The sequence below is a fragment of the Pseudomonadota bacterium genome (assembly GCA_039033415.1).
GTDB lineage: Bacteria > Pseudomonadota > Gammaproteobacteria > Xanthomonadales > SZUA-38 > JANQOZ01.
The window spans coordinates 47,470-72,338 of sequence record JBCCCR010000028.1 but is presented as its reverse complement, the minus strand read 5'-3'; the positions used below and the strand labels follow the sequence as shown (position 1 = coordinate 72,338).

Here is a 24,869-nt window from a genome sequence, read left to right as displayed (position 1 = left end):
CTATCATGATGCTCGCCGTGCTGAGCACCTCAACGAAAGCCGATCCTGCCAGCACCACCATTCCCGTGGCCCCAGCGGCTGAGGCGGAGTTTGTGTTTGCCCGGGTCGCTTTTACCACCAACCAGCTGCGCGGGGGTAACCGGCGCAGCAGCCTCTGGCGGACGGATTATCCGGATGCTGAGCATCATTTTCTCGGCGGGGTGCGGCGCCTGACGCGCGTCGACGCGGATCCGGACGGCCACGTGCTGACGCTGTCCAGCGATGAGGTGTTCGACTACCCCTGGCTCTATGCCGTAGAGGTGGGCGGCTGGCATCTGGACCTGGACGAGGCGCGCCGGCTTCGGGAGTACCTGCTGCGGGGCGGGTTCTTGATGGTCGACGATTTTCACGGTTCGCTGGAATGGTCGGGGTTTATGTCGACGCTGAGCCGCGTGTTTCCCGATCGGCCGGTGCGTGACATCCCCAACGATGATCCGGTGCTGCACGTGTTTTACGATCTCGATCAGCGCATACAGATCCCCGGCATCATGCCGCTGCGAAGCGGGCGAACCTGGGAACAGGACGGCTTCGAGCCGCACTGGCGCGGTGTCTATGACGACGATGGCCGGCTGATGCTGGCGATCAACTTCAATATGGACATGGGTGATGCCTGGGAGCACGCCGACTGGCCGGAGTATCCCGAGCCGATGACGGCTCTGGCCTATCGCTTTGGCATCAACTACCTGCTTTACGCCATGACCCATTGATCGATTTCTGGCTCAAATACCCGGCTGAGACCTGGCGCGACGGAACACTCTTTTTCGCCTCAGGCTGGCCGCTGTGGCTGGCGCTAGCGCTGATCGGCGTCGGCGGCGCGCTACTGGTTGCGGGTTTGGTCCGGCGTGGCCACAACCTGAGTCCGGCGCAACGGCTTGGTATCGGAGTCCTTCAGCTGATGCTGCTGGCTGGCGTTGTGACCCTCCTCTGGCGTCCCTCGCTATCCGTCGACCGGGTGTTACCCGGCAGCAACACGCTGGCGGTCTTGGTCGATGACTCAGCCAGCATGAGCTATCAGCACGCGGGGCGCAGCCGGCTGGATGCGGTCCGTGAATTGCTCGGCGGGGACGCTTTTGCGGAACTTGCCGAGGACTTCGATGTGGAGCTATTCCGGTTCAGCGACCGCGCGACACCGATCGACGACCTGACGGAACTCGCTGGGCGAGACGACGCGAGCGCGCTGTCTCGGTCACTGGACCAGGTGCTGCAGCGCAGCGCGCAGAACCCGCTGGGCGCGGTGTTGGTGCTGAGCGATGGTATCGATACGGCGCCGAGGGACCGCACGCTGGGCCAGCTGTCACGCTGGGAAATCCCGGTGCACACGGTGGGTCTGGGACGCGAGCGAATCCCGGAGGATCTCGGTATCGGGGCGGTCAAGCTGCCTCGGCGGCTGGCGCCCGGCAGTCGGCTCCGCGCGCAGCTGACCATTGTCCACGCGGGACCGGCGGAGGCCCGCATCAAGGTCAGCCGGGATCAGGAGCTGCTGGCAGTCCGGGAGGTGGCGCTCGGCGAGGGTGACCGAACCACCGTCTGGATGGATTTGCCGCTGGGTGAGCTAGGGCATCACGCGCTGACCTTTTCGCTGGAGCCCGGGCCAAACGATTCTAATCTCGCCAACAACACGCTGACCAGAATGCTGGAGGTCGCCGAGCAAACCCGGCGCGTTCTCTACATCGAGGGTGAGCCGCGGTGGGAGTATAAATTTCTTCGCCGCGCGGTCAGCGCTGACCCCGGGCTTGAGCTGGTGTCGCTGCTCCGGGTCAGCCCCAACAAATACTACCGCCAGGGGATCGCCAGCGCTGAGGAGCTCGAGGGCGGTTTCCCCGCTGACGCCGAAACGCTGTTCGCCTATGACGGGATCGTGATCGGCAGCATCGAGGCAGCGTCGTTCGACGAGCAGCAGCTCGGGCTGATTCGGGATTTTGTGGCCCAGCGAGGTGGCGGTCTGCTGTTGCTGGGCGGCCGCAGCGGTCTGGGCCAGGGCGGTTGGGGCAACTCCTCGCTCGCCGGCGTGCTGCCGGCAGCGCTACCGGCAGCCGAACGGGAGAGCTTTTCCCGGCAGCGTTGGCCCGTGGTCCGGACGCCCGCTGGAAGAAGCAGCGCGCTGCTGCGCTGGGACGACGATCCCGCCACGGACGACGAGCTTTGGGATTCGCTGCCGGCGCTGGCTGACTATCAGCTGCTCGGAGCGCTGAAGCCGGCGGCCAGCACGTTGCTCGACGTGGTCGTGGACGGCGCTCCGCAGCCGCTGCTGGTGGAGCAGCCTTACGGGCGCGGGCGCGCGCTGATCCTGGCGACCGGCGGGACCTGGCGCTGGCAAATGAGCCTGCCGCTGGAAGACCAGCGACACGAGACCTTCTGGCGGCAAACGCTCCGGGCGTTGACCAGCGAGGCGCGCGAACAGTTCGAGCTCGATGTCAGCAGCGAAGGCGGTGAACTTTCCCTGCGGGCTGAGCTGCGGGACAACGCCTTTGAACCGCGCTCTGGAGCGCCGCTGGTGGCCCAGATTTCCGGCTCTACGGTCAGTCGGGTGTCACTCACGCCGCTGCCCGGCGAGCCCGGTGTCTACCGCGGCTCCGTGCCGATGAGCGGGGACGGCCCCCATTTTATCGAGGCGATAGCCGAGCCGGCGACTGGCGGCGTGACGGCAGCGATGGAACCGCCAAAAGCGGTGCCCGCTCGCGCCGCGTTTTTTCACGCGAGTCAGCGCCAGGAGCGCGTCACGCTCGCGCAAAATCGAACCGGGCTTGAGGCCATCAGCGTCGCCACCGGCGGCCGCTATTTCACCACCGACGGAGCCGACCGGCTCAGTGATGTGATCAGCACCACCAGCGCTGGCATTACGGCGACGGAGGTGCTGCCGGTTTGGGACGCGCCGCTGCTCCTGCTGTTGCTGGTGCTCGTGAAAGCGGCCGAGTGGTTGCTGCGGCGCCGCTGGTCGGTGATCTGATGCGATTGTCTTTAACGCTCTGGGTAGTGGCGACCCTTTGCTGGCTCGGGTTCGGAACGCCGACCGCCCGGGCAGAGGTCTATAGCCTGACGGCGGCGGGCCTGGGTGGCGACGCCGATTACGATCGCCGCTTTGCCGCGGACGCCGAGCGGATTCACCAATCGATGCAGGGCAGTGCAAGCCTGCTCACGGGCCAGGGCGCAACCCGAGAGACCATCCTCGCAGAGCTGGACCGCTGGGCCGGCAGCATGAATGAGGACGACCAGGCGATCGTGGTACTCATCGGTCACGGGTCTATGGCATCCGATGACTATCGTTTCAACGTGGCGGGGCCGGACTTGACCGGCACCGATCTGGCTGCGGCCCTGGAAGCGCTGCCGGCGCAGCGCCAGGTGCTGGTCAATACGACAAGCGCCAGCGGCGCGCTGCTGGAGCGGCTCGCCGGCAAACCGGGTCGCGTGGTCATCACCGCAACAAAAAACGGACGCGAGCTGCAGGCCACGCGCTTCTCGAGTCATTTCGCCAGCGCGCTCCGCTCTCCGGCCGCTGACCTGGATAAAGATCGTCGGATCAACGCCGCCGAGGCGTTTGCTTTTGCCGAGCGGGCGGTGGCCGACTACTTCGATAGCGAAGGGCTGCTGGCAACCGAGCATCCTCGCCAGCTCGGTGACAACCCCTCATCGCTCATGCTGGCGCGCCTGGACGATGCGGCAAGTGACGCGGTGGCGCCGGAGCTGCTGGCCCGCCGTGAGGTGCTGAACGATCAGATCAGCGCGCTGCGCGCCCGCCGCTCTCAGATGGATCAGGCGGAATACCTGCAGGAGCTTCAGTCCCTGCTGATTTCGTTGTCGATGGTGTCGGAGAAGATCGAGGCTGCGGGCGGCGACTCGTCGGCAGGATCAGGAGAGGGTCCGTGAGCCGGCTTACCCGACACGCCGCCTGGGTTGCTGTGCCGTTGCTCCTGCTCGCTGGTGCAGCCAGCGCCACGCAACGAGGAATCCACTATGGCGAGATCGACGATCCCGGCCTGGTCGCCTGTGACCAGCAGCTTTGGGAGGGTCAGCTGCAGCGCGCTCGGGCCTGTTATCGGCAGCTCCTGGGCAAAGCGCCAGCGACCGCCCTCCGCGCGGAGCTCGCCTGGGCGCTAGGTGAGATCAAAGCGGCCAATCGCTGGTTTCGACAGGCGGTGCAGGAGAATCCGGAATCGGCACCGCTGCGTACCCGCTGGGGATGGCTGTTTGCGGTGACTCACCAGGCAGCAGAGGCTCAGGCATTGTTCGACGAAGCCCTGACGCTGGATCCCAATTATGTCTATGCCAAGCTCGGGCTGGCCAGCGTGATGGCTGGCGGCTTCAGCGGTGCCGCCAGTGAAGCGCTGGAGCCGCTGCTAACCGACGCCAATATCCCGACCGGTGCCGCCATCCGGGCCAGCCTGATGAAGGCGTGGCTGGCGCTTGAGGAAGGGCACCTCGACGATGCGCAGACCCTTCTCGACCGGGCTGACGGCATGCTGCGATCGAGCACGTGGCCACGGCTTGAGCTGCTTGCGCTTCGCGCGGCGCACGCTGCGCTCGGCGATGAGCCGGTTCAACCCTGGGTGGACGAGGCGCTGGCGCTGAACGAATTCTTTGGTGACGCCTGGGCCGTGCCGGCTTACTTTATGGTTATCACCCGGCGCTACGAGCAGGCGGGGCAGTGGTATGAGGCGGCGCTCGCCGTGCAGCCCGATCTCTGGTCCGCCCGCCTCGAACTCGGGACCAACCTGCTGCGACTGGATCGGCCGGTCGAGGCTCGGCGCCAGATCGAGGCCGCCTATACCGGCGACCCCTACAACGCTAAGACGGTCAACACGCTGCGACTGCTCGACACGCTGGAAGGCTTCGAGATTCGCACCCTGACGATGGGGGAGAAGGGCATGAAGCTGCGCCTCCATAGCGAAGAGGCGGCCGTCCTCACGCCCTACGTTGCCGACCTCACGCGGCGCAGCGTCGCGCTGTTCAGCGAGCGTTACCAGTACACGCCCAGTCAGCCCGTGGTCGTGGAGATGTATCCCGACCACGAAGACTTTGCGGTGCGCACCGTCGGCCTGCCTGGTGTCGGTATCCTGGGCGCCACCTTTGGCTACGTGGTGGCCATGGACTCGCCGGCCGCCCGGTCGCCGGATGATTTCCACTGGGGCACGACCCTGTGGCACGAGATCGCCCATATTTTCACCCTGCGCGCGACGGATCATCGGGTGACGCGCTGGTTCAGTGAAGGTATCTCCGTCTTTGAAGAATGGCGCACCGGGCCGGTCCCGGGACGGCAAATTCCGCTGGTGGCCCTCAACGCCATGGCGGAAGGCAAGCTGCTGCCGCTGGCGCGACTCGATGCCAGCTTCATTCGGCCTTCGTACCCGCAGCAGGTCATCGTGTCCTACATGCAGGCCGGCCTGACCTGCGACTTTATCGAACAAGAGTTCGGCTTTGCGCCGCTGGTTGAGATCCTGGCTCAGTACAAAGCCGGTGCGCCTACCCGCAAGGCCGTGGAAACGGCGCTCGGGATCACGCTGGAGCAGTTCGACGAACGGTTTGCCGCCTTTATCGACAGCGAGTTCAGCGAGACTTTTGCCGCCCTGACGGAGTTTGAGCAGCAACGCGGAGACGCCGTCGGTGCCGCCCGGGAACAGCGGTGGGCCGACGTGGTCGAACCCGCTCAGCGGGCGGCGACGCTGCTGCCAGCCTATGTTGATGCCGACAGCCCGTACCTGATGCTGGCCCGCGCGCGGCGCGAGCTTGAGGAGCCGGCGGCTGAGCAGAGCGCGCTGCAGGCGTTCTTTGACGCCGGTGGTCGCGTGCCGGCAGCCCTGGACCGCTTGGCTGAGCTGCTCAAAGACCAGGGCAACGTGGCGGCGGCTGCAGACGTGCTGGACGAATCCAACTGGGTTGCGCCGCTGGACTGGGAGCGACATAGCCGCCTCGGCGGGCTGTGGCTGGAGCTCGGCAATGCCGACGCGGCGGTGCGCGAGTATCGAGCGGCCCTGGCGCTGAACCCTCATGATCGCGCGGACGCACACCTCAAGCTCGCGCGGTCGCTGAATTCCGCCGGCCGCACGGACGAGGCGCGCCTGGAGGTACTGTCAGCACTGGAACTGGCGCCCAATTTTCGCGAAGCTCAAAGGCTCCTGATGAGCCTTATTGAGTCCTGAGAGAATTTTTTACGAAGGGTAATGAACATGGAAACCGAGCTTAGTCCGGACGTTGCCAAGCAGGTGGAGCGGTTCCGCGCCGCCATGGGCGAGATCCGTACCCAGGTGGGAAAGGTCATCGTCGGTCAGGAAGAGGTGGTCGAAAGTCTGCTGATCACGCTGCTGGTCGGGGGGCATTGCCTCATCACCGGTCTGCCCGGCACCGCCAAAACGCTGTTGGTTCGCACCATGGCAACCGCGCTGGGGCTGGATTTTAAGCGTATCCAGTTCACGCCCGACCTGATGCCGACGGACGTCACCGGGACCGATATCGTCGACGAGGACGAGGCGAGCGGCCGGCGGCAATGGCGCTTTGTGCCTGGCCCGGTGTTTACCAATGTTCTGCTGGCCGACGAGATCAACCGCACTCCGCCCAAAACCCAGGCGGCGCTCCTGGAGGCGATGCAGGAGGCGCGCGTGACCGTGCGAGGCACAACCCACGAGCTGGGCAAGCCCTTTTTTGTTCTGGCCACGCAAAACCCCATCGAGCTTGAGGGCACCTATCCGCTGCCCGAAGCGCAGCTCGACCGGTTTCTCTTCAACGTACTGCTCGACTACCTGCCGGCGGCTGATGAGCTGGCGGTGGTGCGGCGCTTCACCGAGCGCGTGGAGATGCCCGAAGTGACCGCCTGCACCAGCGCCGAGGAAATTGTCGGCTTCCAGTGGCTGGTCCGTCAGGTGCCGGTGTCCGAGGCCATGGGGCAGCTGGCTGTCGACGTCGTCCGCGCCACCCGGCCCAGCGATGCCGCCGCCACCGATAAGGTGCGCAAGTACGTAAACTATGGCGCCAGCGTCCGCGCCAGCCTGTTTCTGGTGCTTGCCGCGAAGGCCCGGGCTTTGCTCGCCGGCCGCTACCACGTGATCGCTGAAGACATCCTGGCGCTGGCGGCACCGGTGCTGCGGCACCGGGTACTGCTCAATTATTTTGCCGAGGCAGACGGCCTGACCGTGGATGACGTGCTGACCGATCTGGTCGCGCAGCCCGCGCTGCAGCAGGCCAGCTGAGGACGGCTCGTTGCGCCCGGCCAGCCACCTGCTCCAGCCCGAAGACCTCGATGGTCTGAACAATATGGAGCTGATCGCGCGCAGCGTGGTGCAGGGGCTGCTGCTGGGGCTGCACCGGTCGCCCCTGTTCGGCTTCAGCCAGGAGTTCGCCGAGTATCGGCCCTATCGCGACGGGGACGACCCGCGACACGTGGACTGGAATGTCTATGCGCGATCCGAGCGCATGGTGATCAAGCAGTTCCTGGGGGATACAAACGCCCACCTGATGATTCTGCTCGACGCGAGCGCCTCGATGGGTTTTGGGCAGCCGGTCAGCAAGCTGCGGTACGCCCAGATGCTGGCCGCATGCCTGACCTTTCTCGCCGGTCGTCAGCACGATGCCACCGGCTTGCTCGTCTTTGACGAGGCCGTCCGCGCCTACCATCCACCGGCAACCCGCCCAGGGTCGCGCGCCGCCATGCTGCACACGATCGAGGCGCTTGAGCCGGGCCGTGGCACCCGCTATCAGCCGCCGATCGAAGAGTTTTCCCGCCGCGTGAGCCGCCGTGGTCTCGTGGCAGTCATATCCGATTTTTTCGGTGATCCGGAGCAGATGGTTGAGGCGGCGCAGCCGCTGAGCCTGGCGGGGCACGACTGTATTTTCTTCCAGGTGCTCGATGGTCAAGAGCTCAAGCCGGAAGACCGCGGTCCGCGACTCCTCAAAGATATGGAGTCGGGCGAAACGGTAGAGGTCTCGCGAGAGTTTTTGCTCAACGACTATCCGCAGCGCGTCGAGCAACACGTTCAGGACGTCGCGCTGGCAGTCGGACGTGCGGGTGGCCAGCACGTGCTGCTCGACACCCGTCAGCCGCTCGGCACGGCGCTGCGCAACTACCTCCAATTTCGGCAGCATCGTCAATGAATTTCGGAGCGCCAGGAATTCTGCTGGGTTTGGCGCTCCTGGGTCTGCCGCTTTGGCTGCATCGCCTGCGGACCGACAGTGCGCGCAGCGAGCCCTTCAGCTCGGTTCGGCTATTGGAAGCGGCCACCCAGCGCGTGTTTGTCGACCGCCGCATTCGCTATTGGCTGCTGCTGGCCCTGCGCCTTCTGCTGCTGGCGCTGGCGGTCTTGCTCTTCGCCCGGCCCCAGCTAAGGGCCGGCGCCGGGGCGGGGGAAGACGAGACCATCCATTGGGTTGTGCTGGATCTGAGCGCGTCCATGCAGCGACCGGCTTTAGACGACGCGATTTCGGAGACGATCGAGCGCGTGCTGGCCTCCATTCCTGACGACCAGCCGGTGGGTCTCCTGGCAGCGCAGGGGGGGCTGCAGGTGACTGTGCCACTCGGTCAGGCGCGCGGCGCCCTGGTCGGCGCTGCTGGCCGACTTGAGCCCGGGGCCGGCCGCCTGGATCTTGGTGAGGTGGTCAGCTCGCTCGGCGACTTTCTGGACCGAAGCGCGGCGGACGCGGTGGTGCATCTGGTCAGCGATTTTCAGGCGAGTGCGCTACCGTCACAGTTTTCTCTACTGGTGCCCCGGGCGCCCTATCAGCTTCAGCTGCACCCGGTGGTCGGCGCGACCGACAATACCTGGATCAGCGCTGCCAACGTTTCCGAAGAGGTGCTGACGGCGCAGCTGGTGGGGGGAGACGGCTTCGGTGAGGTGCTCGTTCAGGTGGGTGACGAGCCGCCACTGCGGGTGACGTCAGATCCGACCAGCGGCCTGCTTCGTGCCGAGCTTGACCTGCTGCCGCAGGAAAACCTGATCAAACTCTCCCTGGACGACGGCGCAACGACGATGGACAACCAGTTCCACCTGCTGGTGGACCGGTCGCCAAAGGAACAGGTTCCGCTGCTGTCAGCCGGACCCGCGTCAGGTGCTGAGGAGGCCAATCCCTACCTGAGCGCAGCGCTCACAGCTGTCAGCACGCGAGCGGAGCTCACCCCGGTAGCGTCAGCTGAGTTTGACGCTCGGCGACTCAGCAGACACCGGTGGCTGGTCATCGAGGATCTCGGCAGTGTCTCCAGCGGGCTGGGCCGGGCCCTGGAGTCGTGGGTGCGAAGCGGCGGCCGCGTGTTGGCCGGGGCGGCTGCTGCGTCGCAGGGCCTGCGCCGGCTGCCTCTGACCGGTCACGAGCTCGCGGATACCGACCTGGCCCTTGCGGATGACCAGGGCCCGGCGAATCCACAAGCGGTCACCGGCGTGGCCGTGGGGCACCCGCTGATTGATCGCCGGCTGTCGTTTCGCGACATCCAGGTGAGCCAGCTTCTGCCGCTGGAATCGCTGGAGGACGATCAGCCGTTACTCTGGCTGGCGGGTGGACCGCCGCTGGTGCTGGAGCATCGCCTGGGCGACGGGCTCGTGCTGCTGGTAAACGGCGGCTTCGATCGTCGCTTCAACGACTGGCCGACCAAGGCGTCGTTTGTGCCGTTTGTCGGGGTTGTTGCAGACTATCTGGCAGGTCACCGGACGCTGGAGCGGCAACGGGTTGCTGGCACGCTGCTCACGTTGCCCGAGCGCGAAGGCGTCAGCTACGAGCTGGTCGCGCCGAGCGCAGCCGGGGATCTGTTTGGTCAGCGCCTGGACAGGTCGGGCGTGCGGCTGGACCAGACCGGCTTTTACGCCTTGCACGGAAGTGACGGCACGGTCAGACACATCGCCGTTAACGTCGACCCGCGGGAATCGGATCTGGTCGCTCTGGACGAGGCGACGATCAGCCGCTGGCGCGATGCGTTGACCCAACGCAGTCTGCGCAGCGCGCAGCCGGTCGACGCGGTGAGCGACGAACCGAACGACAACCGGCTGGCGATCTGGCTGCTCTGCGCCCTGGCGGCGCTGGTGCTGGCCGAATCGCTGCTGGGTAACTACACCATGAGGAAACCGGCATGAGTCAGCGCAAACTCAATCACTACGTGACGGAATTTGCCGAACGTCTGCGACGCCGGCAGCGCAATGACGGGCTGGCGGTGCTGGCGGCTGTGGCCTTAGGCTTCTCGCTGCTCGCGGTTTTCTGGCTGGTACGCAACGGCTTTCCGGAGGCGGAGGTGGGGGCGCTTCGCATCGGCGGCGTGCTGCTGCTGGCGGTGCTGGGCTACGTGCTCCTGTGGCGGCCGCTGCGCCGGCCCCCCGATAGCGCCGAGCAGGCCAAAGCGCTCGAAGAGCGTGCGCCTTTCGATGGCCGGCTGGAAACCTGGGCCGGAACCCCGTCGGACAATCCGCTGCGCCCGCTGCTGGCAGATGATGCTTTGACCATCGCACGCGAGCACGCGCCCGACGCGCTGCTCAGCAGCAAACGGCTCAACGTGCCGGCGGCGCTGGCGGGACTCTGCGTGGTGGGGCTGCTGGTGCTGCTCGCCGGCGGCGCCGGGTTGTTTGGCTACGGCATGCGCCACCTTTGGGGTGGCTGGCTGATTCCCGATCTGCTGCCGCCACAGTCCATTGTGGTCACTCCGGGCGATACGCTGGTCCGACGAGGCGGTCGTCTACTGGTTGAGGCGAAGGCGGAAGGCTTTTCGCCCGCCGCAGCGGAGGTTTTCGCGCGGCGCGCCGGTGGCGACTGGCAGTCGACCGGTATGCGGGAGCTTGCGGGCGCTGAGGGTCCGGACGGCGAATCGTCGCCGGATCGCTTCGGCTTTACGTTTCCCGCGGTGCGCGAGGCGCTGGAATATTACGTCCAGGCCGGCGGCGTTCGCAGTCCAACCTTCAACGCCGAAGTGATTGCGCTACCGCGAATCACCGATTTCTCCATGACCTATCGGTATCCCCTGTGGACTCGCCGGGAGTCTGAAACCATCCGCCCCGGCGGCGATATCAAGGCCATCGCTGGAACCGAGGTGGCGCTTGAGGTGACCACCGACGCGCCGCTGCCGGGTGCCGCTGTGGTGCTGGCTGGCTCGTCGACCCCGATGACGCTGGACGGAAGTGTCGCCCGCGGGACGCTAACGGTTGCCGAGGACGAGGAATACTACCTGGCGGCGGTGGTCGGCGGAGATCAGGTCCGGCTGACCGAAAATTTCCTGATCCGGGCGCTGGAAGACCAGGCGCCGGCCTTGAGTTTCGCCAGCCCGGCACGCGATCTGGATGCTCACGCGCTGGAAGAGATTCCGCTGAACGTGACCGCGGAGGACGACTTTGGGCTTGAGGACCTGACGCTGCACATTGCGGTGAACGGTGGCCCGTTCACGGAGCACCCGCTGCTCGAACCTGCGGCCGCGCCAGCGGGTGAATCGGCCAGCGGTCCGGACGAGAAGGCACGGCGCAGCCACCTGCTGATGCTTGAGACGCTGGCTGACGGTGCCTACCTGCGTCCCGGGGACGTGGTCTCGTATTACGCCAGCGCCCGCGATCGTGAGAGCGAGGCTGAGTCCGACCTGTTTTTTGTCAGCATCAAGCCCTTCGATCGGCGAGTTTCCCAGTCCCAGATGGCCGGCGGCCAGTCCGGTCCCGGCAACCAGGACGAGATTTCGCAGCGCCAGCGCGAGATCATCCTGTCCACCTGGAATCTGCGTCGCCAGGAAAAAGATCTGGGGGACGACGAGACGCCAGCCGGTGACGAGGAAACCCTGGCCGAGGCCAACGGCGCCGAGCCGGCCAGCGACGCGCCGGTCGCCTCCAATCCGCCCGCCGGCGCACTGGCGGACAAAGCCAGCCTGCTGTCGGACCTGCAGGCGACGCTGGCCGCCCAGGCGACCAGCCTTGCTGAGCGGGCCCGGGCTCGGCAGCTCAGCGCCGCTGATGACGACATCGCTCGGTATATCGGCCACCTCGACGACGCGGTGGTGGCCATGGAGCCAGCGATTGAGCAGCTGAGGCTCGGCGAGTTTGAATTGGCCATGGCGCCAGAGCAAGAGGCGCTGCAGCACCTGCTGCGCGCTGAATCGGTGTTCACCGATATTGCGATCACCACCAGCAGCAACGCTCAGGGCTCCGGCTCGGGCAGTGATCTGGCGGAGATGATGGAGCTGGAGCTGGACCTGGAGAAAAACCAGTACGAGACCGCCAGCCAGGCGTCACCTCAGCAGCCAGGTCAGTCCGAAGACGAGACGCTGGATGCGCTGGAGGACCTGGCTCGGCGCCAGCAGGCGCTGGCTGACGCGATGAACAGCGCCGGCGGTCCCACGCCCGCCCAGCGCTGGCAGCAGGAGCGACTGCAGCGCGAGGTTGAAGAACTGCTGGAGCAGCTGCGCGGCCGGCCCAGCGACGGACAGAGTCAGAGCCAGAGTCAGGCTCAGGCCCAGTCTCAGTCTCAGTCCGGCAGCAGCGGCTCGCAGCAGCAGTCCTCCAGCAGTGAAATGCCGCAGTCCGGTGAGCCATCGCTGGAGGAGCGGCTCGAGCAGGCGGCTGAGGCGATGGCTGAGCTCAATCGTTCAGGGCAGCCGCCGGGCGGGGAACCCCAGGGGTCAAGCGGTGAAGACGCGTCAAATTCCGCGCAGGCAAGCAACGACAACAGCGCGCCCGCCGGCCAGCCGGCCGGCGGGGAAAACGGCGCTGCGGGGTCCGACGTCGAGGCGGCGCGGCAGGCGCTGGCCCAGCTGCAGGCTGCCAGAGACGAGGCGCTCCAGCGGCAGGCGCAGACGATGGAAGAAACCTTCGACGGTCTGACCGATCAGGCGCAGGCGCTCCTGGATGAGCAAAGTGAGCTGGCGGAGACGCTAGACACGGCGCTGCGCGAGGCGATGGAGAAGCGGGGTGATGAACCCAACCGACTGTCCAGCAACGGCCGGCCGGAATCAGGGCTCACGCCGATGCAGGAATATGAGCTCGCCACACAAAAACGGCGTCTCGGGCAGGACCTGCAGACGTTGCAGCAAGACATGCTGGAGGCAGCGCAGCAGTTTGACGAGGCCTCGCCCGAAGGGAGCCAGGCGCTTCGGGAAGGGGTCGCTGAGCTCGATCGGTCGGAGGCCATCGTCCGGCTGGGCGTCGCCGCGGAATACATCGAATATGGTGCCGCGGCCTACATCGTCTCAACCGAAGATCTGGTCACCAACGCCATGCGCAGCCTGCGCGATAACGCCGCTGACGCGGCCCGTCGGGCCGGCCGATCCGCGGCGCAGGGTCGTGGCGCGCTGGACGAGGCGCTGGCAGAGCTGAGTCAGCTTCGCCGCGATCTCCAGGCGCTGGCTGAAGGCAGCGCAGAACCCGGTGCTGGACCGCTCGGGCAGGAACCCGGCCAGCAAACTGGACAGACGCCCGGTCAGCAGGCTGGCGAGCAGCCAGGACAGCAGCCAGGACAGCAATCCGGGGAGCAACCGGGACAGCAGCCGGGGCGTGGTGCCTTCGGCGATACCGCGTCGTCCGAGCCCGGCGAGCAGCCGGGTCCCGGCCAGTCCGCCGGGGATCGCGGCGGTGCAGAAACCCGCCTCGCGGACGCTGGCGGGCAGCCGGGTGGGCCCGACTCCCGCGGCGGATTGTCCAATCCGTACGGCGCGGGAGCCGGCAGTTCGCCCGCCGGAGCCACCTTTCAGCCTCGACGGGCCAGCGCGGCGCTGCAGCCGGCTGAGGCCCAGCAGATGCTCAACGACCGGGCTGATGGGGTCGCCGACTCACTCTCAGACGCGCTGCCCTCGCTGGCCGGACGTCGGGTGAGTGAAGAAGAGCTACGGGAGCTGCGCGAGCTGCTGGGCGAGTTCGATCTGGCGTCTTTGACCGGCGATACCGCGCTCCTGGACGCTGAGCTGTCGCGGCTGCTGAGGCTGGCGGAGAACCTGGAGATCGGCGTACGCACCGCGGTGCGCGCCAACCGGGAGGAGCAGGTGCGTTCGATGGTGCCCCGGCAGGTGGCTCCCGAGTACCGTGATGCCGTCAGCGATTACTACCAGGAGCTCGGCGAGCGCTCCGGCGACACCTCAGGACAACCGCAGTAGGCTGCCCTCCCCGGGCAGGGGCGAGCACGGTAACAGCAGTCGTGCCGAACGAGGTGTAACCTTTTTGCGGTGATGGCGCTATAAGCCTGTGAACCTGACTACGGAGCTTGCTATGTCACCTTCTACACTCACTCGTCATCGCCACGGGTTTTTTCTACTGGCGCTGCTTGCCGCAGCCCTGCTGCCGCCGGGGGCTGCGTGCGGCCAGCCGGTGCTCGACGCCGGCGATCTGCCGGAAAACGCGCAGTGGTATGTTCATGCAAACGTCCAGGGCCTGCGGCAGTCCGACCTGCTTTCGCCCTTTTATGAGGAGAGTCTGGGCGAGGCCTTTTCCGACATCGAGGAAGAAATTGGGCTGGACCTCAGTCAGGAGCTGACCGGCGTGACTGCCTTTGGTGCGTCCATTCCTTCTGACTCCGCTGCGGTGGTCCTGCACGGCCTGACCGAGACCACGCAGCTTTCGGTGCTGGAGCTCATTACCGAGCACGGTGAGCTGCTGGAGATGGACTACGCCGGCGTGAGCTACTACCAGGTCGGCAAACACTTCGGCGACGGCCATCGGATCGACGTCAACGACACCATGCTGTTCAGCTTTGGCCCCGAGCAGACGCTGGTCACCAGCGATCTGGACTTGCTCCAGCAGTTCATTGATGCCGGGTCACAGCTTTCGGGCACCCAGCCGCCGACTGGGGACGCGCTGATCGTGCTCAAGGCCAGCCAGGCGCTGGTGCAGGGTGGCCTGAATCCTGGCGGCATGAGCGGCGCTGGCCCGTTTGATTCCTCGCTGCTGGAAAACATCGATCAGCTGGGCGGTGTCGTGTCCGAATCCGCCGCTGGACTCTCGGTCTACGCCAAGGTCTTCGCGCGAGATGATGCGACCGCCTCCTATGTCCACAACATCCTTCAGGGGCTGGTGTCGCTCAAAGCGCTGGACGCGGGCTCTGATCCGGCTTTCAACACGCTGATCAGCCTGCTGTCGATCACCAGCGACGGACCCGAGGTAACGCTGGATCTGACCATTCCGCCGGAGCTGGCGGCTGATCTGGTGGACGAGCTGTAGCTACCCCCCCGGCCACCGACACCGATCTGATGAAGGCCGCCTGTGCGGGAGACCACCGGGCCTTCGAGGAACTGGTGAGGCGTCACGAAACGCCGCTTTACCGGTTTCTCGTCGCTCGCCTGGGGCATGCGTCCGACGCGCAGGACGTGCTGCAGGAGGCCTTTGCGGCCGCCTGGCGCTTCCGCGACAGCTACCGGGCTCGCTGGCGCTTCAGTACGTGGCTCTATCGAATTGCGCTGCGGCACGGCCTGCGGCTGCGAGACAACGGTGGTACCGAACAAGCGGCGCAGGTGAGTCTGGATCAGGTTGAGCTCACGGCGCCCGGCAGCACCGATAGCCTGGAAATGGATATCTGGGGCTTCGCCCGCCAGCACCTGTCCAGCACGGCTTTTACCACGGTCTGGCTGCACTACCACGAGCAGTGGAAGCTGGCGGAGATTGCGGCCTGCCTTGGGCAACCGGTAAGCTGGGTGAAAGTCACGCTGCACCGCGCGCGTAAGCGTCTGGCTCGGCTGCTCGATCAGCACGGCCAGCGGGCGGTGCTATGACCGCGCGGATCACCACTGCGAGACGCCCCAGGACAACGGTTGGCCACTCATGACCCGACACCTTGAGAACACGATTGAAGATCACCTCCGGACCGCGCGGCGATCTGATACCGTCGGGCCGGCGCTCCACGAGTCGGTGATGCGGGCGGTGTCGGCCGCGCAGCGGGAAACGCCGGCTGCGCAGCCTGCGGCCGATCGACACCGGTGGTGGCCTGCCCTTGCTGCTCCCATGCTGGGTGGGGCCTTAACCGCCTCGCTGATCGTGGCGGTCTGGTTCTCCGGTGAACGCCTGCCGGCAGATCGGTCGGCGCCCATAACGCCCGACCCTGCGGCGCTGGCGCTGACTGAGCTGCTGGAGGAACGCCTCGCTCAGCCGCTCGACAAGCTTCAGGGGCTCCAGGAGCTTGCGCCGCTCGAAGCAGAACTGGCGGCCCTGGAGTCGGACCTTAAGAAGATGCGGCCTCGCTGGCCCTGGGCTTCGGAGCCCGCGCCGGCCGGCTGAGCGCTGCGCCCAGCCGGGGATCGACCTTCTCCGTCAAAACCTTTATCGTTAACGCTCGTTTCCCAAGGGGTGGCGAGACCGCTCCGCTGCGTGAATGCCTTTGAGGCCCTCCGCGCAGCGCGACGGCAGCCTGAGATGCGCACGCGCGAACCCTTAGAACCTGAACCGGTTAGTGCCGGCGTAGGAATGGGCTCGCCTGTTTTCCCCGCCTCCGTATAACCGGCCGCAGCCGGGCTGTCGCATGTTGGCAGTCCGGCAGATATTCAAGGAGTGTCTGATGCGACCGTACCGTTCCACCCAAGTCCACCGCCTGGTGGCCGCCGCCTTTTGTCTTGTCCTCGGTCCGGGGTCGATCGGCCTGGCCCCGCTGGGGGCACAGGAGCTCGAAGAGATCGTCGTGACCGCCTCGCTGCGCGAGTCTCAGTCGTTGCTCGATGTGCCGGTTTCCGTCACGGTGCTCGACGATCAGCTGAAGGCGGGCGGCGTGCAGCATTTCCAGGAGGTGATGGACCGCGTGCCGAACCTGAACTGGTCTTCGGCGTCGAACCGCCCTCGTTTCTTTCAGCTACGCGGGATCGGCGAGCGCAGCCAGTACGAGGGTGCGCCCAACCCGTCCGTCGGTTTTGTGGTCGACGACATCGACTTCTCCGGCCTGGGGCTGGTGGGCACGCTGTTCGACACCGAGCGGGTTGAGGTGTTACGCGGACCTCAGGGGACCCGCTACGGGGCGAACGCGCTCGCTGGCCTGATTTACGTGCAGACCGCCGCGCCGTCGTTCGACCCGCACTTGGACGTGCGGGCCACCGGTGGCACCGAAGGCACGCTGGGGCTGGGCGTGTCCGCCGGCGGTGCCCTCAACGAGGGCAATACCGCGGCCTGGCGAGTGGCGGTCGAGCAGTTCGAGAACAACGGCTTCCGGGACAACGATTTCTTTCCGGCGGACGATACCAACCGACGTGATGAGCTGAGCGCCCGGGTGCGACTGCGGTGGCTGCCCAGCGATCGGCTGTCGCTCGATCTGACGCTGCTGCTGGCGGACATCGACAACGGCTTTGACGCTTTTGCGCCCGAAAACACCTTTGTTGTTCACAGCGATGATCCAGGGCGCGACGCCCAGCGCTCGCTGGGAGGGGCGCTGCGCGCCGTCTACCGCGGTTCGCAGATGGACTTCACGTCGATCACCAGCGTCGCCGACTCTGACATCGTGTATACCTTTGACGGCGACTGGGGCAACGACCGCTACTGGGGTGAGTTTGCGCCCTACGACTTTACGTCGGCCACGCTGCGCGATCGCCAGACGTTCAGCCAGGAGTTTCGCCTGGCCTCCACGGGCGCAGGCCCCCGCCGCTGGGTCGGCGGCGTCTATCTGCTGGACCTGGATGAAGACAACCGCTTCAACGATTTCTTTAACGACGAGGTTTTTCGCGACCTGTCCAGCAGCTTTGAGTCGACGTCGATTGCGCTGTTTGGCGAGTTGGACCAAGACCTCAGCGAGCGCGATACGCTGACGCTGGGGCTGCGGCTGGAGCAGCGCAGCGCAGACTACAGCGATACGGGCGGCGTCAGCGCTAGCCCTGACGACACCATGGTCGGCGGTCAGCTGTCGTGGGTTCGTCAGCTGTCAGATGCCAGCAGCAGCTATGTGACCCTGGCCCGCGGCTACAAGGCCGGTGGGTTTAATCTGGGGCTGTCGGTGCCGGAGGGGCGCCGGGAGTTTGAGCCGGAGTACCTGTGGAACCTGGAGGCGGGCATCCGCGGTCGCTGGCTGGACGGTCGGGCGCGCGGCAGCCTGTCGGTGTTTGTCGCGCGTCGTGACGACATGCAGGTCGGAACGTCGTTCCAGGCTGATCCGACCGATCCGCTGACGTTTGTCTTTTTCACCGACAACGCTTCCAGCGGCCGGAACATGGGGCTGGAGCTGGAAGGCGAATACCGCATCAATGATCGGTGGCGGGCAGATCTGGCGCTCGGGCTGCTGGACACCCGCTTCGAAGACTTTCAGTCGCCACAGCGGACCCTCGACGGTCGTGATCAGGCCCATGCTCCGGGCTATCAGTTTGCGCTCGGTCTGAACTGGGAGTCTGAGCAGGGATACTACGCACGATTTGAGGTCACCGGTCGCGACGACTTCTTTTTCTCTGATTCGCACGATCAGCGGTCGCAGCCGTATGAGCTGGTCAACGTTAATCTGGGCTATGCTTCCGACCGCTGGTCGGTTGAGCTGTGGGGGCGCAACGTGACCGACGAAGAGTTCGCGACCCGGGGCTTTTTCTTTGGCCTGGAGCCGCCGGATTTTCCCGATCGGCTCTACACGCAGCTCGGTGATCCGGCGGTCTTTGGCCTCACCGCAACCTGGCGCATGTAAAACACAGGTCGACTTCCCCGAGGAACAATGCCGGCAAAGGAGCACCGATGAGCCAGGTTTCTGTTGAGATTAGCCTTTATCCCCTGACCGAGCAGTTTGTGACGCCGATCGCCGATTTCATCGATCGGCTCAATCAGTATCCGGAGCTGACGGTGCAGACCAACTGCATGAGCACGCAGGTCTTCGGCCCTTACGGCCGGACGCTGGAGATTCTGGCTGCGGAAATGCAAAAAACCCACGCCGACGTGCCTAAAGCGAGTTTTGTGATGAAAGTGCTCAATGGCAATCTGCTGACCGGTTCTCCCACCGACTGAGCATGTTTCAGCTGCTCGAAGCCATCGCCGTGGTGCTGGCGATCGCCTACCTCCTGCTGGCAGCTCGGGAAAACAGCTGGTGCTGGGTGTGTGCTTTTATCAGCACCGCCATCTATATCGGGCTGTTTTACACGGTGGCGCTGCTGTCTGAATCGCTGCTCAATATCTTCTATCTGGTGATGGCGGTCTACGGATGGTGGCAGTGGCGCGGGGGTGGCGGCGTCGAGCGGCGCGAGATTCACCGCTGGAGCTGGCGCCGCCACGTGGCGGTGATTCTAGGCACGGCGCTGTGCGTCCCGCTGCTGGCCCGCCTCACGTCCGCGGCGGGTGCTGAATACGCCTACCTGGACGCCGCCACAACGTGTTACGCGGTGGTGACCACCTTTATGGTCACGCGTAAAGTGCTCGAAAACTGGTTGTACTGGCTGGTGGTCGACTCGGTGTCGATCTACCTCTACCTGGCCAAAGGTCTGACCTTGACGGCCGGGTTGTTCGCGCTCTACCTCGGGATCTGCGTGGCGGGGTTTTTCAGCTGGCGCCGCGCGATGGTGCGGGGCTCAAAAGCGGCGCTGGCGGCGCCCACGTGAGCCAAAGCTATGACTGAGGAGAACCACGCTTGGGTTGCGGGGCTGAAAGAGGTGTCAGCCGTCGGGCCGGTCCAGATTTCAGCGCTGCGCCATGGGTCAATCAATCGTTCCTGGCGGGTGGCGTCCGCGGCGGGTGTGTGGGTTGTGCGGCGCAACGCGGCTGGCGCGGGGGTAGCGCGTTCGCAGGAGTGCCTGGCGCTGCGGCGGGCGGCGGCCGCCGACCTCGCCCCGGAGCCCGTGGCTTGTTGTGATGCCTACCTGATCACTCGCTGGCTTGCTGGGCCTGAATGGAATCTCGCTCAGCTCGAAGATGCTGACGCGCTGGACCAGCTGGCTCGCCGTTTGCGCGAGCTCCATCGCCTCGACGTCGAGGGGCTGGCGGCAACCAACTGGGCCGACCGGCTCCCCGAGCTGCTCGCGTTCAGCCCGTCGAAGGAGGAAGCGACCCTCAGGCGTGAGGTGAGTGATCTGGCCGCTGAGCTGCGGGTGAGCAGCCTGATTGTCGACCAGCACGCGCTGTGCCACGGCGACCTCCACCTTGGTCAGCTGCTCGGCCGAAACCCCGTCCGTTTTGTCGATTTTGAGTACGCCTGCCGGGCCAACCCGATGCTGGACCTCGCCTGGCTGGTGCAGCAGCATGATCTGACGCCCGATCAGCAGCTTCCGCTGCTGGCGGCCTATTTCGGCGGAGCAGATCCCTACACCCGCAAGCTGCTGGCGCTCGCGCTGCGGCTCGTGCGGCTGCTGGAGTTCTTTTGGCTGGAGGCGCGGTTGGATCAGGGCTACGAGGTGGCCGGCGGCGAGTCCCGCCTACGCCAGCTCCGGCTTGTGCTGGCCTGATACGCTGAGCGGCCGCGCGGGGCTGACCGCTCGCAGCACGTGATCACCGCAATATCAGGCGGTTTAGGCTAGAATGCCGCTCCCGTGTCGTCCGAACCCACGCTATGTCCATCGCCTTCTGGTGCGTCCTGATCGCTACCATCATGCCCCTGTTCTGGACGGGATTCGCCAAATACAGCGGCCGTTACGACAACCGTCAGCCCCGGGTCTACCTGGCGGAGAGCAGCGGCTTTCGTCAGCGAGCTCACTGGGCACAGCTCAATGCGTTCGAGGCATTGCCGGGATTTGCCGCCGCCGTGATCATCGCTCATCTCGCCGGCGCCGACCCGCAGTGGATGGATCGACTGGCGGTGCTTTTTATCGTCTTTCGGCTGGCGCACGGCGCAGCCTACGTGGCGGACTGGCCCAGCACGCGGTCGGCGGTCTGGCTGGGAGCTTACGGGTCGATGATCGGACTGTTTGTTCTGGCAGCTCTGTGAAGGATGGTTCAGCTGTGTCGACGACGAACGAGGGTGCAAAAAAACAGGCACGTCCATGTGCCCTTGGCACGGGGAAGACAGGTGGCAGTTGGGACACCGGCCACCTGCAGGGCAAACTTAATACGTCTCTTTTCGTAGATCAATAGGCCGGACGACATGGATGTTTTTCGTCACCTGCCAGGCTGCGACCGATTCATGCGTTTGGCACCCCGTTGGGTGATAGCAACCCTGGGCTTGGCGCTGGCTGCAGCAGTGGGTCAGCTGCAGGCTCAGGACCAGGCGAGCCCGTCAACCGGCGCAGCGGCAGCGGAAGTTTCGGAGCGTCAGGAGCAGGACGCAAGCAACACGCCGGCGCTGCCGCTGGAGGTGATACAGGTCACGGCCCGACGCCGCGCTGCGAGCGTATTTGATACTTCGCAGCCGGTGACCGTGGTTTCGGACGAGCTGCTTCGTGCGAGCCAGCCGAAGGTGATCGCGGACGCACTTCGCGGGCAGGCCGGGGTGTTTGTCCAGCAAACCACGCCCGGGCAGGGCAATGCGATCGTCCGGGGCCTGAAGGGTTCCGAGGTGCTGCATCTGGTTGACGGTGTCAGGTTGAACAACGCGCTTTTTCGCAACGCGCCCAATCAGTATCTCGCGCTGATCGATCCGCTGCAGGTGTCGAGCACCGAGGTGGTTAGAGGCTCGGCCTCGACACTTTACGGCGCCGATGCGATGGGCGGGGTTGTGCACTTCCTCACCGCCCGACCCGAGTTCGACTCGGCGCTGCAGGGCGGCATGGATCTGATCGCCGGCAGCGTCGATGACCTGCTGACGGTGAGCGGCTTTGCCTCGGGTGGGGATGACGACAGCGCCTGGCAGGTGAGGCTAAGCAGCCAGGATGTTGGCAATCGGCGCACCGCGAGCGGAGTCGTCGCGCCATCGGGCTATGAGGCCCGGTCGGGGGCCGTGAGCTGGCGCCAACGGATCAGCGGCGCCAGCGAGCTTCAGCTGGACCTTCAGCATCTGGAGCAGCCGTCGACTCCCCGGGTCGACGAGCTGGTGCCCGGCTTTGGCGAAACCCAACCGGCCTCAAGCGAATTCTTCTTTGAGCCCAACCGGCGAAGCTTTGCCCACCTGAGGCTGACCGGTTCCAGCGACGGGCTTTTGTACAGCGCCTACGAGCTTCATCTGTCGGCCCAGCGCATCACCGACGACCGCCGGTCGCGGGATTTTGCTGAGGATGTCCGAACCATCGAGCAGAATCGCAGCGACCTTTACGGATTCAGCGGTCAATTCGAGCGCCCCCTGGGAGTCTTGACGGATCTGGTTTACGGCTTTGAGTTTTATGACGATCGGGTCAGCAGTGCCCGGCAGCTGGAAGCGCTCGACAGCGGAGAGCGAGTGCCGACCATCGCTCGCTTCCCCGACGGTTCCCGGTTGCGCAACTCCGCGCTGTACGTGCATCTGGAAAGCGCGGTGAGCGAGCGCTTCCATCTCGAGGCCGGCGTGCGCTATTCCCGCTTTGCCATCGATTTGGCGGCGGCGGATCGTCCGCTGGGTGCGGAGCTCGATCTCGATGAGTTCACCGCCAGTATGGCGGCGCGCTGGGCGTTAACCGATCGGGTCAACCTGGTGGCGAACATCGGGGAAGGGTTCCGCGTACCCAACATTTTTGATCTCGGCACGCTCGGTCCGCGACCCGGAAATCGATTCAACGTCGCCAATCCGGGGCTGGGGCCGGAGCGGGTGCTCAGTTTCGATCTTGGCATCAAATGGCGCAGCCCATCCTGGCGGGGAGAGCTGGTGGCGTTTGAGCTGGACTACGAGGACCAGATCACGTCCGTGTTTACCGGCGAGGTAACGCCCAGCGGACGCCAGGTCGTGCGCAGCGACAACGTTGGTCGGGTCCGGTTGCGCGGCCTTGAACTGGCTCTGGCTTATCAGTTTAACCCGGAGGTTTCCGGCTCGCTGACGCTCAACAGCATCCGAGGCGTGGAGGATGGGGCCGGCGGCCCCGACCGACCCGCTGATCGCATACCGCCGTTTAACGGCGAGGCGAGCCTGAGCTGGCAGCCGGCCGCTCCCTGGAAACTGAGCATTCTTGGACGCTTCGCCCGACGGCAGGACCGCCTGAGCGATCGAGACCGTTCTGACCCGCGGATTAACCCCGACGGCACGCCGGGCTGGGGGGTGATCGACCTGCGAGCTGGATGGTTACCGTCAGACGACTGGTCGGTTGATTTAACGCTGCATAATCTTGCGGATCGCAGCTACCGAGAGCATGGATCGGGTATCGACGCGCCCGGCAGAGGCGCTATCCTGGCGCTTCGCAAAACGTTCAACTGATCTGGCTAAACTAGCCATTTTTGTGTGCTTGGTCCGACGTGCTTCGGCCAACAGTAAAGCGCGCTAACTCAGGAGATCTGCATGACCGAATCCGCCTCTCCCATAACGCCGGCCGCTGACATTCCCCCATGGGCCGCCGGCACCCAGGCCCGTGCTCACGAGCTGTTTCCGACGCTCAACGATGACGAGATGGAAATTGTTGCCAGCTACGGCGAAACGCGCCGCTACGAGCCAGGCGAGATGCTGTGGAACGCCGGGGACCGCGACAGCGGCTTTCATCTGGTGGTCGACGGCCGGCTTCGTGTTCTGCGCGGTGGCGAGGGTGAGCTTGTGGCCGAGCACGGCCGGGGGGCCTATACCGGCGAGACCGTCACGATGAGTGGCGCCAGCGCACGCGTGGCGGGGCAGGCCGCCACGGCACTCGAGACGATTTTTCTCGACGCGGAACAGATTCGGCGGCTGATCGCCACCGAGGCAGACCTCGGCGAGAAAATTCTGCTTAGCTTTATCCTGCGGCGAATGCGAATGATTGCCGAAAACCTGGGTGACGTAACCCTGGTTGCGGATACCGACACCCCGGATGGCAACGCGCTGCACACGTTTCTGTCCCGCAATGGGGTGCCGTTTGAGGTGATCGACAGCTTCCAGGAACCTCAGCGGGCGGCCAGCCTGCTGGCCAAGCACGGGATCGAGGGCACCGAACAACCGGTGGTGATCTGCAACGACGATGTGCTGGTTGCCCCCTGCAACCGGCTTGTCGCCGAAGCTCTGGGCATCACCCAGCCGCTCAACTGCAGTGACGTGTTTGACGTTGCGGTGGTCGGCGCCGGCCCCGGGGGGCTGGCGGCGGCGGTTTACGCGGCCTCGGAAGGGCTCCGGGTGCTGGTCGTTGAGTCGGTGGCGCCGGGCGGGCAGGCCGGCAGCAGTTCCAAGATCGAAAACTATCTGGGTTTTCCTACCGGTATTTCCGGTCAGGCGCTGGCTGGCCGGGGGTATCTTCAGGCCCAGAAGTTTGGCGCCAGCATCGCCATCGCCCGGGAGATTCAGAGTCTTGAGCCCGGAGAAGAGGTCCACCGCCTGCATCTGGACAATAACGAGAGTGTCGCCGCCCGCGTGATTGTGGTGGCAACGGGTGCGATCTACCGGCGGCCGCCGGTGGAAAATCTGGACAGCTTCGGTGGCGTTCATTACGGCGCCAGCCACGTTGAGGGTCAGCTCTGTATGGGCCTGGATGTGGCGGTGGTGGGTGGCGGCAATTCGGCGGGGCAGGCGGCCGTTTATCTGTCTGCGCGCGCCAGTCACGTCCACATCCTGATCCGAGGCAAAGACCTCACCCACAGCATGTCCGACTATCTGATCCAGCGGATCAACAAGATTCCCAACATCACGGTGCATCCGTATCGAGAGGTGCAGCGGGCGGAGGGTGACGGCAGGCTGGAGCGATTGCAGCTCAAAGATTCCCGCAGCGGCGAGCTCAGCAGCATGGCTGTGGGCCACCTGTTTATCTTCATTGGGGCGCAGCCAGGTTCAGACTTTCTCGGCGACTCGGTGGCACTCGACGCCAAGGGGTTCGTGCTGACCGGCAACTCGTTGGACGATGAATTGCTCAACTCTGCCGGCTGGGCGGAAGAACGGCGGCCGCATTTTTACGAAACCAGCTGTCCCCGGGTGTTTGCCGTCGGTGACGTTCGCAGCGGCTCTGTCAAACGGGTGGCCTCCGCGGTCGGCGAGGGTTCGGTATGCGTTCAGTCTATCCATCAGCTGCTGGCGGATGCCTGAGGCGGTGA

At 65.4% G+C, this 24,869-nt stretch carries 18 protein-coding genes and 1 riboswitch; all 18 genes read left to right on the top strand.

Annotated features, from left to right (window positions below; translation table 11 throughout):
* Nucleotides 1–5: 5 nt before the first annotated feature.
* The 18 genes from AAF358_20575 to AAF358_20490 all read left to right on the top strand — a co-directional run bounded on the left by AAF358_20575 (nucleotide 6) and on the right by AAF358_20490 (nucleotide 24,861).
* Nucleotides 6–746, top strand: coding sequence for a DUF4159 domain-containing protein (locus tag AAF358_20575; GenBank protein ID MEM7707958.1), 741 nt, complete (start codon nucleotides 6–8; stop codon nucleotides 744–746).
* On the top strand, nucleotides 743–2,986 hold the full coding sequence (locus tag AAF358_20570; protein ID MEM7707957.1) for a hypothetical protein: 2,244 nt from the start codon (nucleotides 743–745) through the stop codon (nucleotides 2,984–2,986). Before AAF358_20575 ends, AAF358_20570 begins: the two co-directional genes overlap by 4 nt.
* Nucleotides 2,986–3,903, top strand: coding sequence for a hypothetical protein (locus AAF358_20565; protein MEM7707956.1), 918 nt, complete (start codon nucleotides 2,986–2,988; stop codon nucleotides 3,901–3,903). The genes AAF358_20570 and AAF358_20565 overlap by 1 nt, the downstream gene beginning before the upstream one ends.
* Complete coding sequence (locus AAF358_20560) at nucleotides 3,900–6,173, top strand: tetratricopeptide repeat protein (protein ID MEM7707955.1); 2,274 nt, start codon at nucleotides 3,900–3,902, stop codon at nucleotides 6,171–6,173. The genes AAF358_20565 and AAF358_20560 overlap by 4 nt, the downstream gene beginning before the upstream one ends.
* A gap of 27 nt (nucleotides 6,174–6,200) precedes the next feature.
* Nucleotides 6,201–7,217: an AAA family ATPase gene (locus AAF358_20555; GenBank protein ID MEM7707954.1), complete on the top strand. Its 1,017-nt coding sequence runs from the start codon at nucleotides 6,201–6,203 to the stop codon at nucleotides 7,215–7,217.
* Between the two features lie 10 nt (nucleotides 7,218–7,227).
* Nucleotides 7,228–8,118 carry a DUF58 domain-containing protein gene (locus tag AAF358_20550; protein MEM7707953.1) on the top strand — a complete coding sequence of 297 codons (891 nt, stop codon included), beginning with the start codon at nucleotides 7,228–7,230 and terminating at the stop codon, nucleotides 8,116–8,118.
* Entirely contained in the window at nucleotides 8,115–10,082 is a 1,968-nt protein-coding gene (locus AAF358_20545; GenBank protein MEM7707952.1) for a VWA domain-containing protein, read from the top strand. Before AAF358_20550 ends, AAF358_20545 begins: the two co-directional genes overlap by 4 nt.
* Nucleotides 10,079–14,059 (top strand): hypothetical protein, encoded by a 3,981-nt coding sequence (locus tag AAF358_20540; protein MEM7707951.1) that lies wholly within the window; start codon nucleotides 10,079–10,081, stop codon nucleotides 14,057–14,059. Before AAF358_20545 ends, AAF358_20540 begins: the two co-directional genes overlap by 4 nt.
* Before the next feature lie 112 nt (nucleotides 14,060–14,171).
* Nucleotides 14,172–15,119 carry a hypothetical protein gene (locus AAF358_20535; GenBank protein MEM7707950.1) on the top strand — a complete coding sequence of 316 codons (948 nt, stop codon included), beginning with the start codon at nucleotides 14,172–14,174 and terminating at the stop codon, nucleotides 15,117–15,119.
* 29 nt (nucleotides 15,120–15,148) lie between these two features.
* Complete coding sequence (locus AAF358_20530; GenBank protein MEM7707949.1) at nucleotides 15,149–15,667, top strand: RNA polymerase sigma factor; 519 nt, start codon at nucleotides 15,149–15,151, stop codon at nucleotides 15,665–15,667.
* Nucleotides 15,668–15,716: 49 nt separating this feature from the next.
* Complete coding sequence (locus tag AAF358_20525) at nucleotides 15,717–16,169, top strand: hypothetical protein (GenBank protein MEM7707948.1); 453 nt, start codon at nucleotides 15,717–15,719, stop codon at nucleotides 16,167–16,169.
* Between the two features lie 55 nt (nucleotides 16,170–16,224).
* Nucleotides 16,225–16,373: riboswitch (TPP riboswitch) on the top strand.
* Between the two features lie 73 nt (nucleotides 16,374–16,446).
* Entirely contained in the window at nucleotides 16,447–18,534 is a 2,088-nt protein-coding gene (locus AAF358_20520) for a TonB-dependent receptor (protein ID MEM7707947.1), read from the top strand.
* Nucleotides 18,535–18,581: 47 nt separating this feature from the next.
* Nucleotides 18,582–18,848: a hypothetical protein gene (locus AAF358_20515; protein ID MEM7707946.1), complete on the top strand. Its 267-nt coding sequence runs from the start codon at nucleotides 18,582–18,584 to the stop codon at nucleotides 18,846–18,848.
* Nucleotides 18,849–18,850: 2 nt separating this feature from the next.
* Nucleotides 18,851–19,435, top strand: a complete 585-nt coding sequence (gene pnuC / locus AAF358_20510) for a nicotinamide riboside transporter PnuC (GenBank protein MEM7707945.1) — start codon at nucleotides 18,851–18,853, stop codon at nucleotides 19,433–19,435.
* Between the two features lie 9 nt (nucleotides 19,436–19,444).
* Nucleotides 19,445–20,275: a phosphotransferase gene (locus AAF358_20505; protein MEM7707944.1), complete on the top strand. Its 831-nt coding sequence runs from the start codon at nucleotides 19,445–19,447 to the stop codon at nucleotides 20,273–20,275.
* Between the two features lie 104 nt (nucleotides 20,276–20,379).
* A complete protein-coding gene (locus tag AAF358_20500; protein ID MEM7707943.1) occupies nucleotides 20,380–20,754 on the top strand; it encodes an MAPEG family protein in 375 nt (124 codons plus the stop codon).
* Nucleotides 20,755–20,970: 216 nt separating this feature from the next.
* The gene (locus AAF358_20495; GenBank protein ID MEM7707942.1) at nucleotides 20,971–23,082 is read left to right on the top strand and encodes a TonB-dependent receptor; all 2,112 of its coding nucleotides are present in this window, start codon (nucleotides 20,971–20,973) and stop codon (nucleotides 23,080–23,082) included.
* A gap of 81 nt (nucleotides 23,083–23,163) precedes the next feature.
* Nucleotides 23,164–24,861 carry an FAD-dependent oxidoreductase gene (locus AAF358_20490; protein ID MEM7707941.1) on the top strand — a complete coding sequence of 566 codons (1,698 nt, stop codon included), beginning with the start codon at nucleotides 23,164–23,166 and terminating at the stop codon, nucleotides 24,859–24,861.
* Nucleotides 24,862–24,869 lie beyond the last annotated feature (8 nt).

What these genes read in the sequence shown, in the direction of transcription:
- AAF358_20490 (MEM7707941.1), top strand. Translation starts at nt 23,164, where the DNA reads ATGACCGAATCCGCCTCTCCCATAACGCCGGCCGCTGACATTCCCCCA.
- AAF358_20530 (MEM7707949.1), top strand. Translation starts at nt 15,149, where the DNA reads ATGAAGGCCGCCTGTGCGGGAGACCACCGGGCCTTCGAGGAACTGGTG.
- AAF358_20515 (MEM7707946.1), top strand. Translation starts at nt 18,582, where the DNA reads ATGAGCCAGGTTTCTGTTGAGATTAGCCTTTATCCCCTGACCGAGCAG.
- AAF358_20575 (MEM7707958.1), top strand. Translation starts at nt 6, where the DNA reads ATGATGCTCGCCGTGCTGAGCACCTCAACGAAAGCCGATCCTGCCAGC.
- AAF358_20535 (MEM7707950.1), top strand. Translation starts at nt 14,172, where the DNA reads ATGTCACCTTCTACACTCACTCGTCATCGCCACGGGTTTTTTCTACTG.
- AAF358_20555 (MEM7707954.1), top strand. Translation starts at nt 6,201, where the DNA reads ATGGAAACCGAGCTTAGTCCGGACGTTGCCAAGCAGGTGGAGCGGTTC.
- AAF358_20500 (MEM7707943.1), top strand. Translation starts at nt 20,380, where the DNA reads ATGTCCATCGCCTTCTGGTGCGTCCTGATCGCTACCATCATGCCCCTG.
- pnuC (MEM7707945.1), top strand. Translation starts at nt 18,851, where the DNA reads ATGTTTCAGCTGCTCGAAGCCATCGCCGTGGTGCTGGCGATCGCCTAC.
- AAF358_20505 (MEM7707944.1), top strand. Translation starts at nt 19,445, where the DNA reads ATGACTGAGGAGAACCACGCTTGGGTTGCGGGGCTGAAAGAGGTGTCA.
- AAF358_20525 (MEM7707948.1), top strand. Translation starts at nt 15,717, where the DNA reads ATGACCCGACACCTTGAGAACACGATTGAAGATCACCTCCGGACCGCG.
- AAF358_20565 (MEM7707956.1), top strand. Translation starts at nt 2,986, where the DNA reads ATGCGATTGTCTTTAACGCTCTGGGTAGTGGCGACCCTTTGCTGGCTC.
- AAF358_20540 (MEM7707951.1), top strand. Translation starts at nt 10,079, where the DNA reads ATGAGTCAGCGCAAACTCAATCACTACGTGACGGAATTTGCCGAACGT.
- AAF358_20545 (MEM7707952.1), top strand. Translation starts at nt 8,115, where the DNA reads ATGAATTTCGGAGCGCCAGGAATTCTGCTGGGTTTGGCGCTCCTGGGT.
- AAF358_20520 (MEM7707947.1), top strand. Translation starts at nt 16,447, where the DNA reads ATGCGACCGTACCGTTCCACCCAAGTCCACCGCCTGGTGGCCGCCGCC.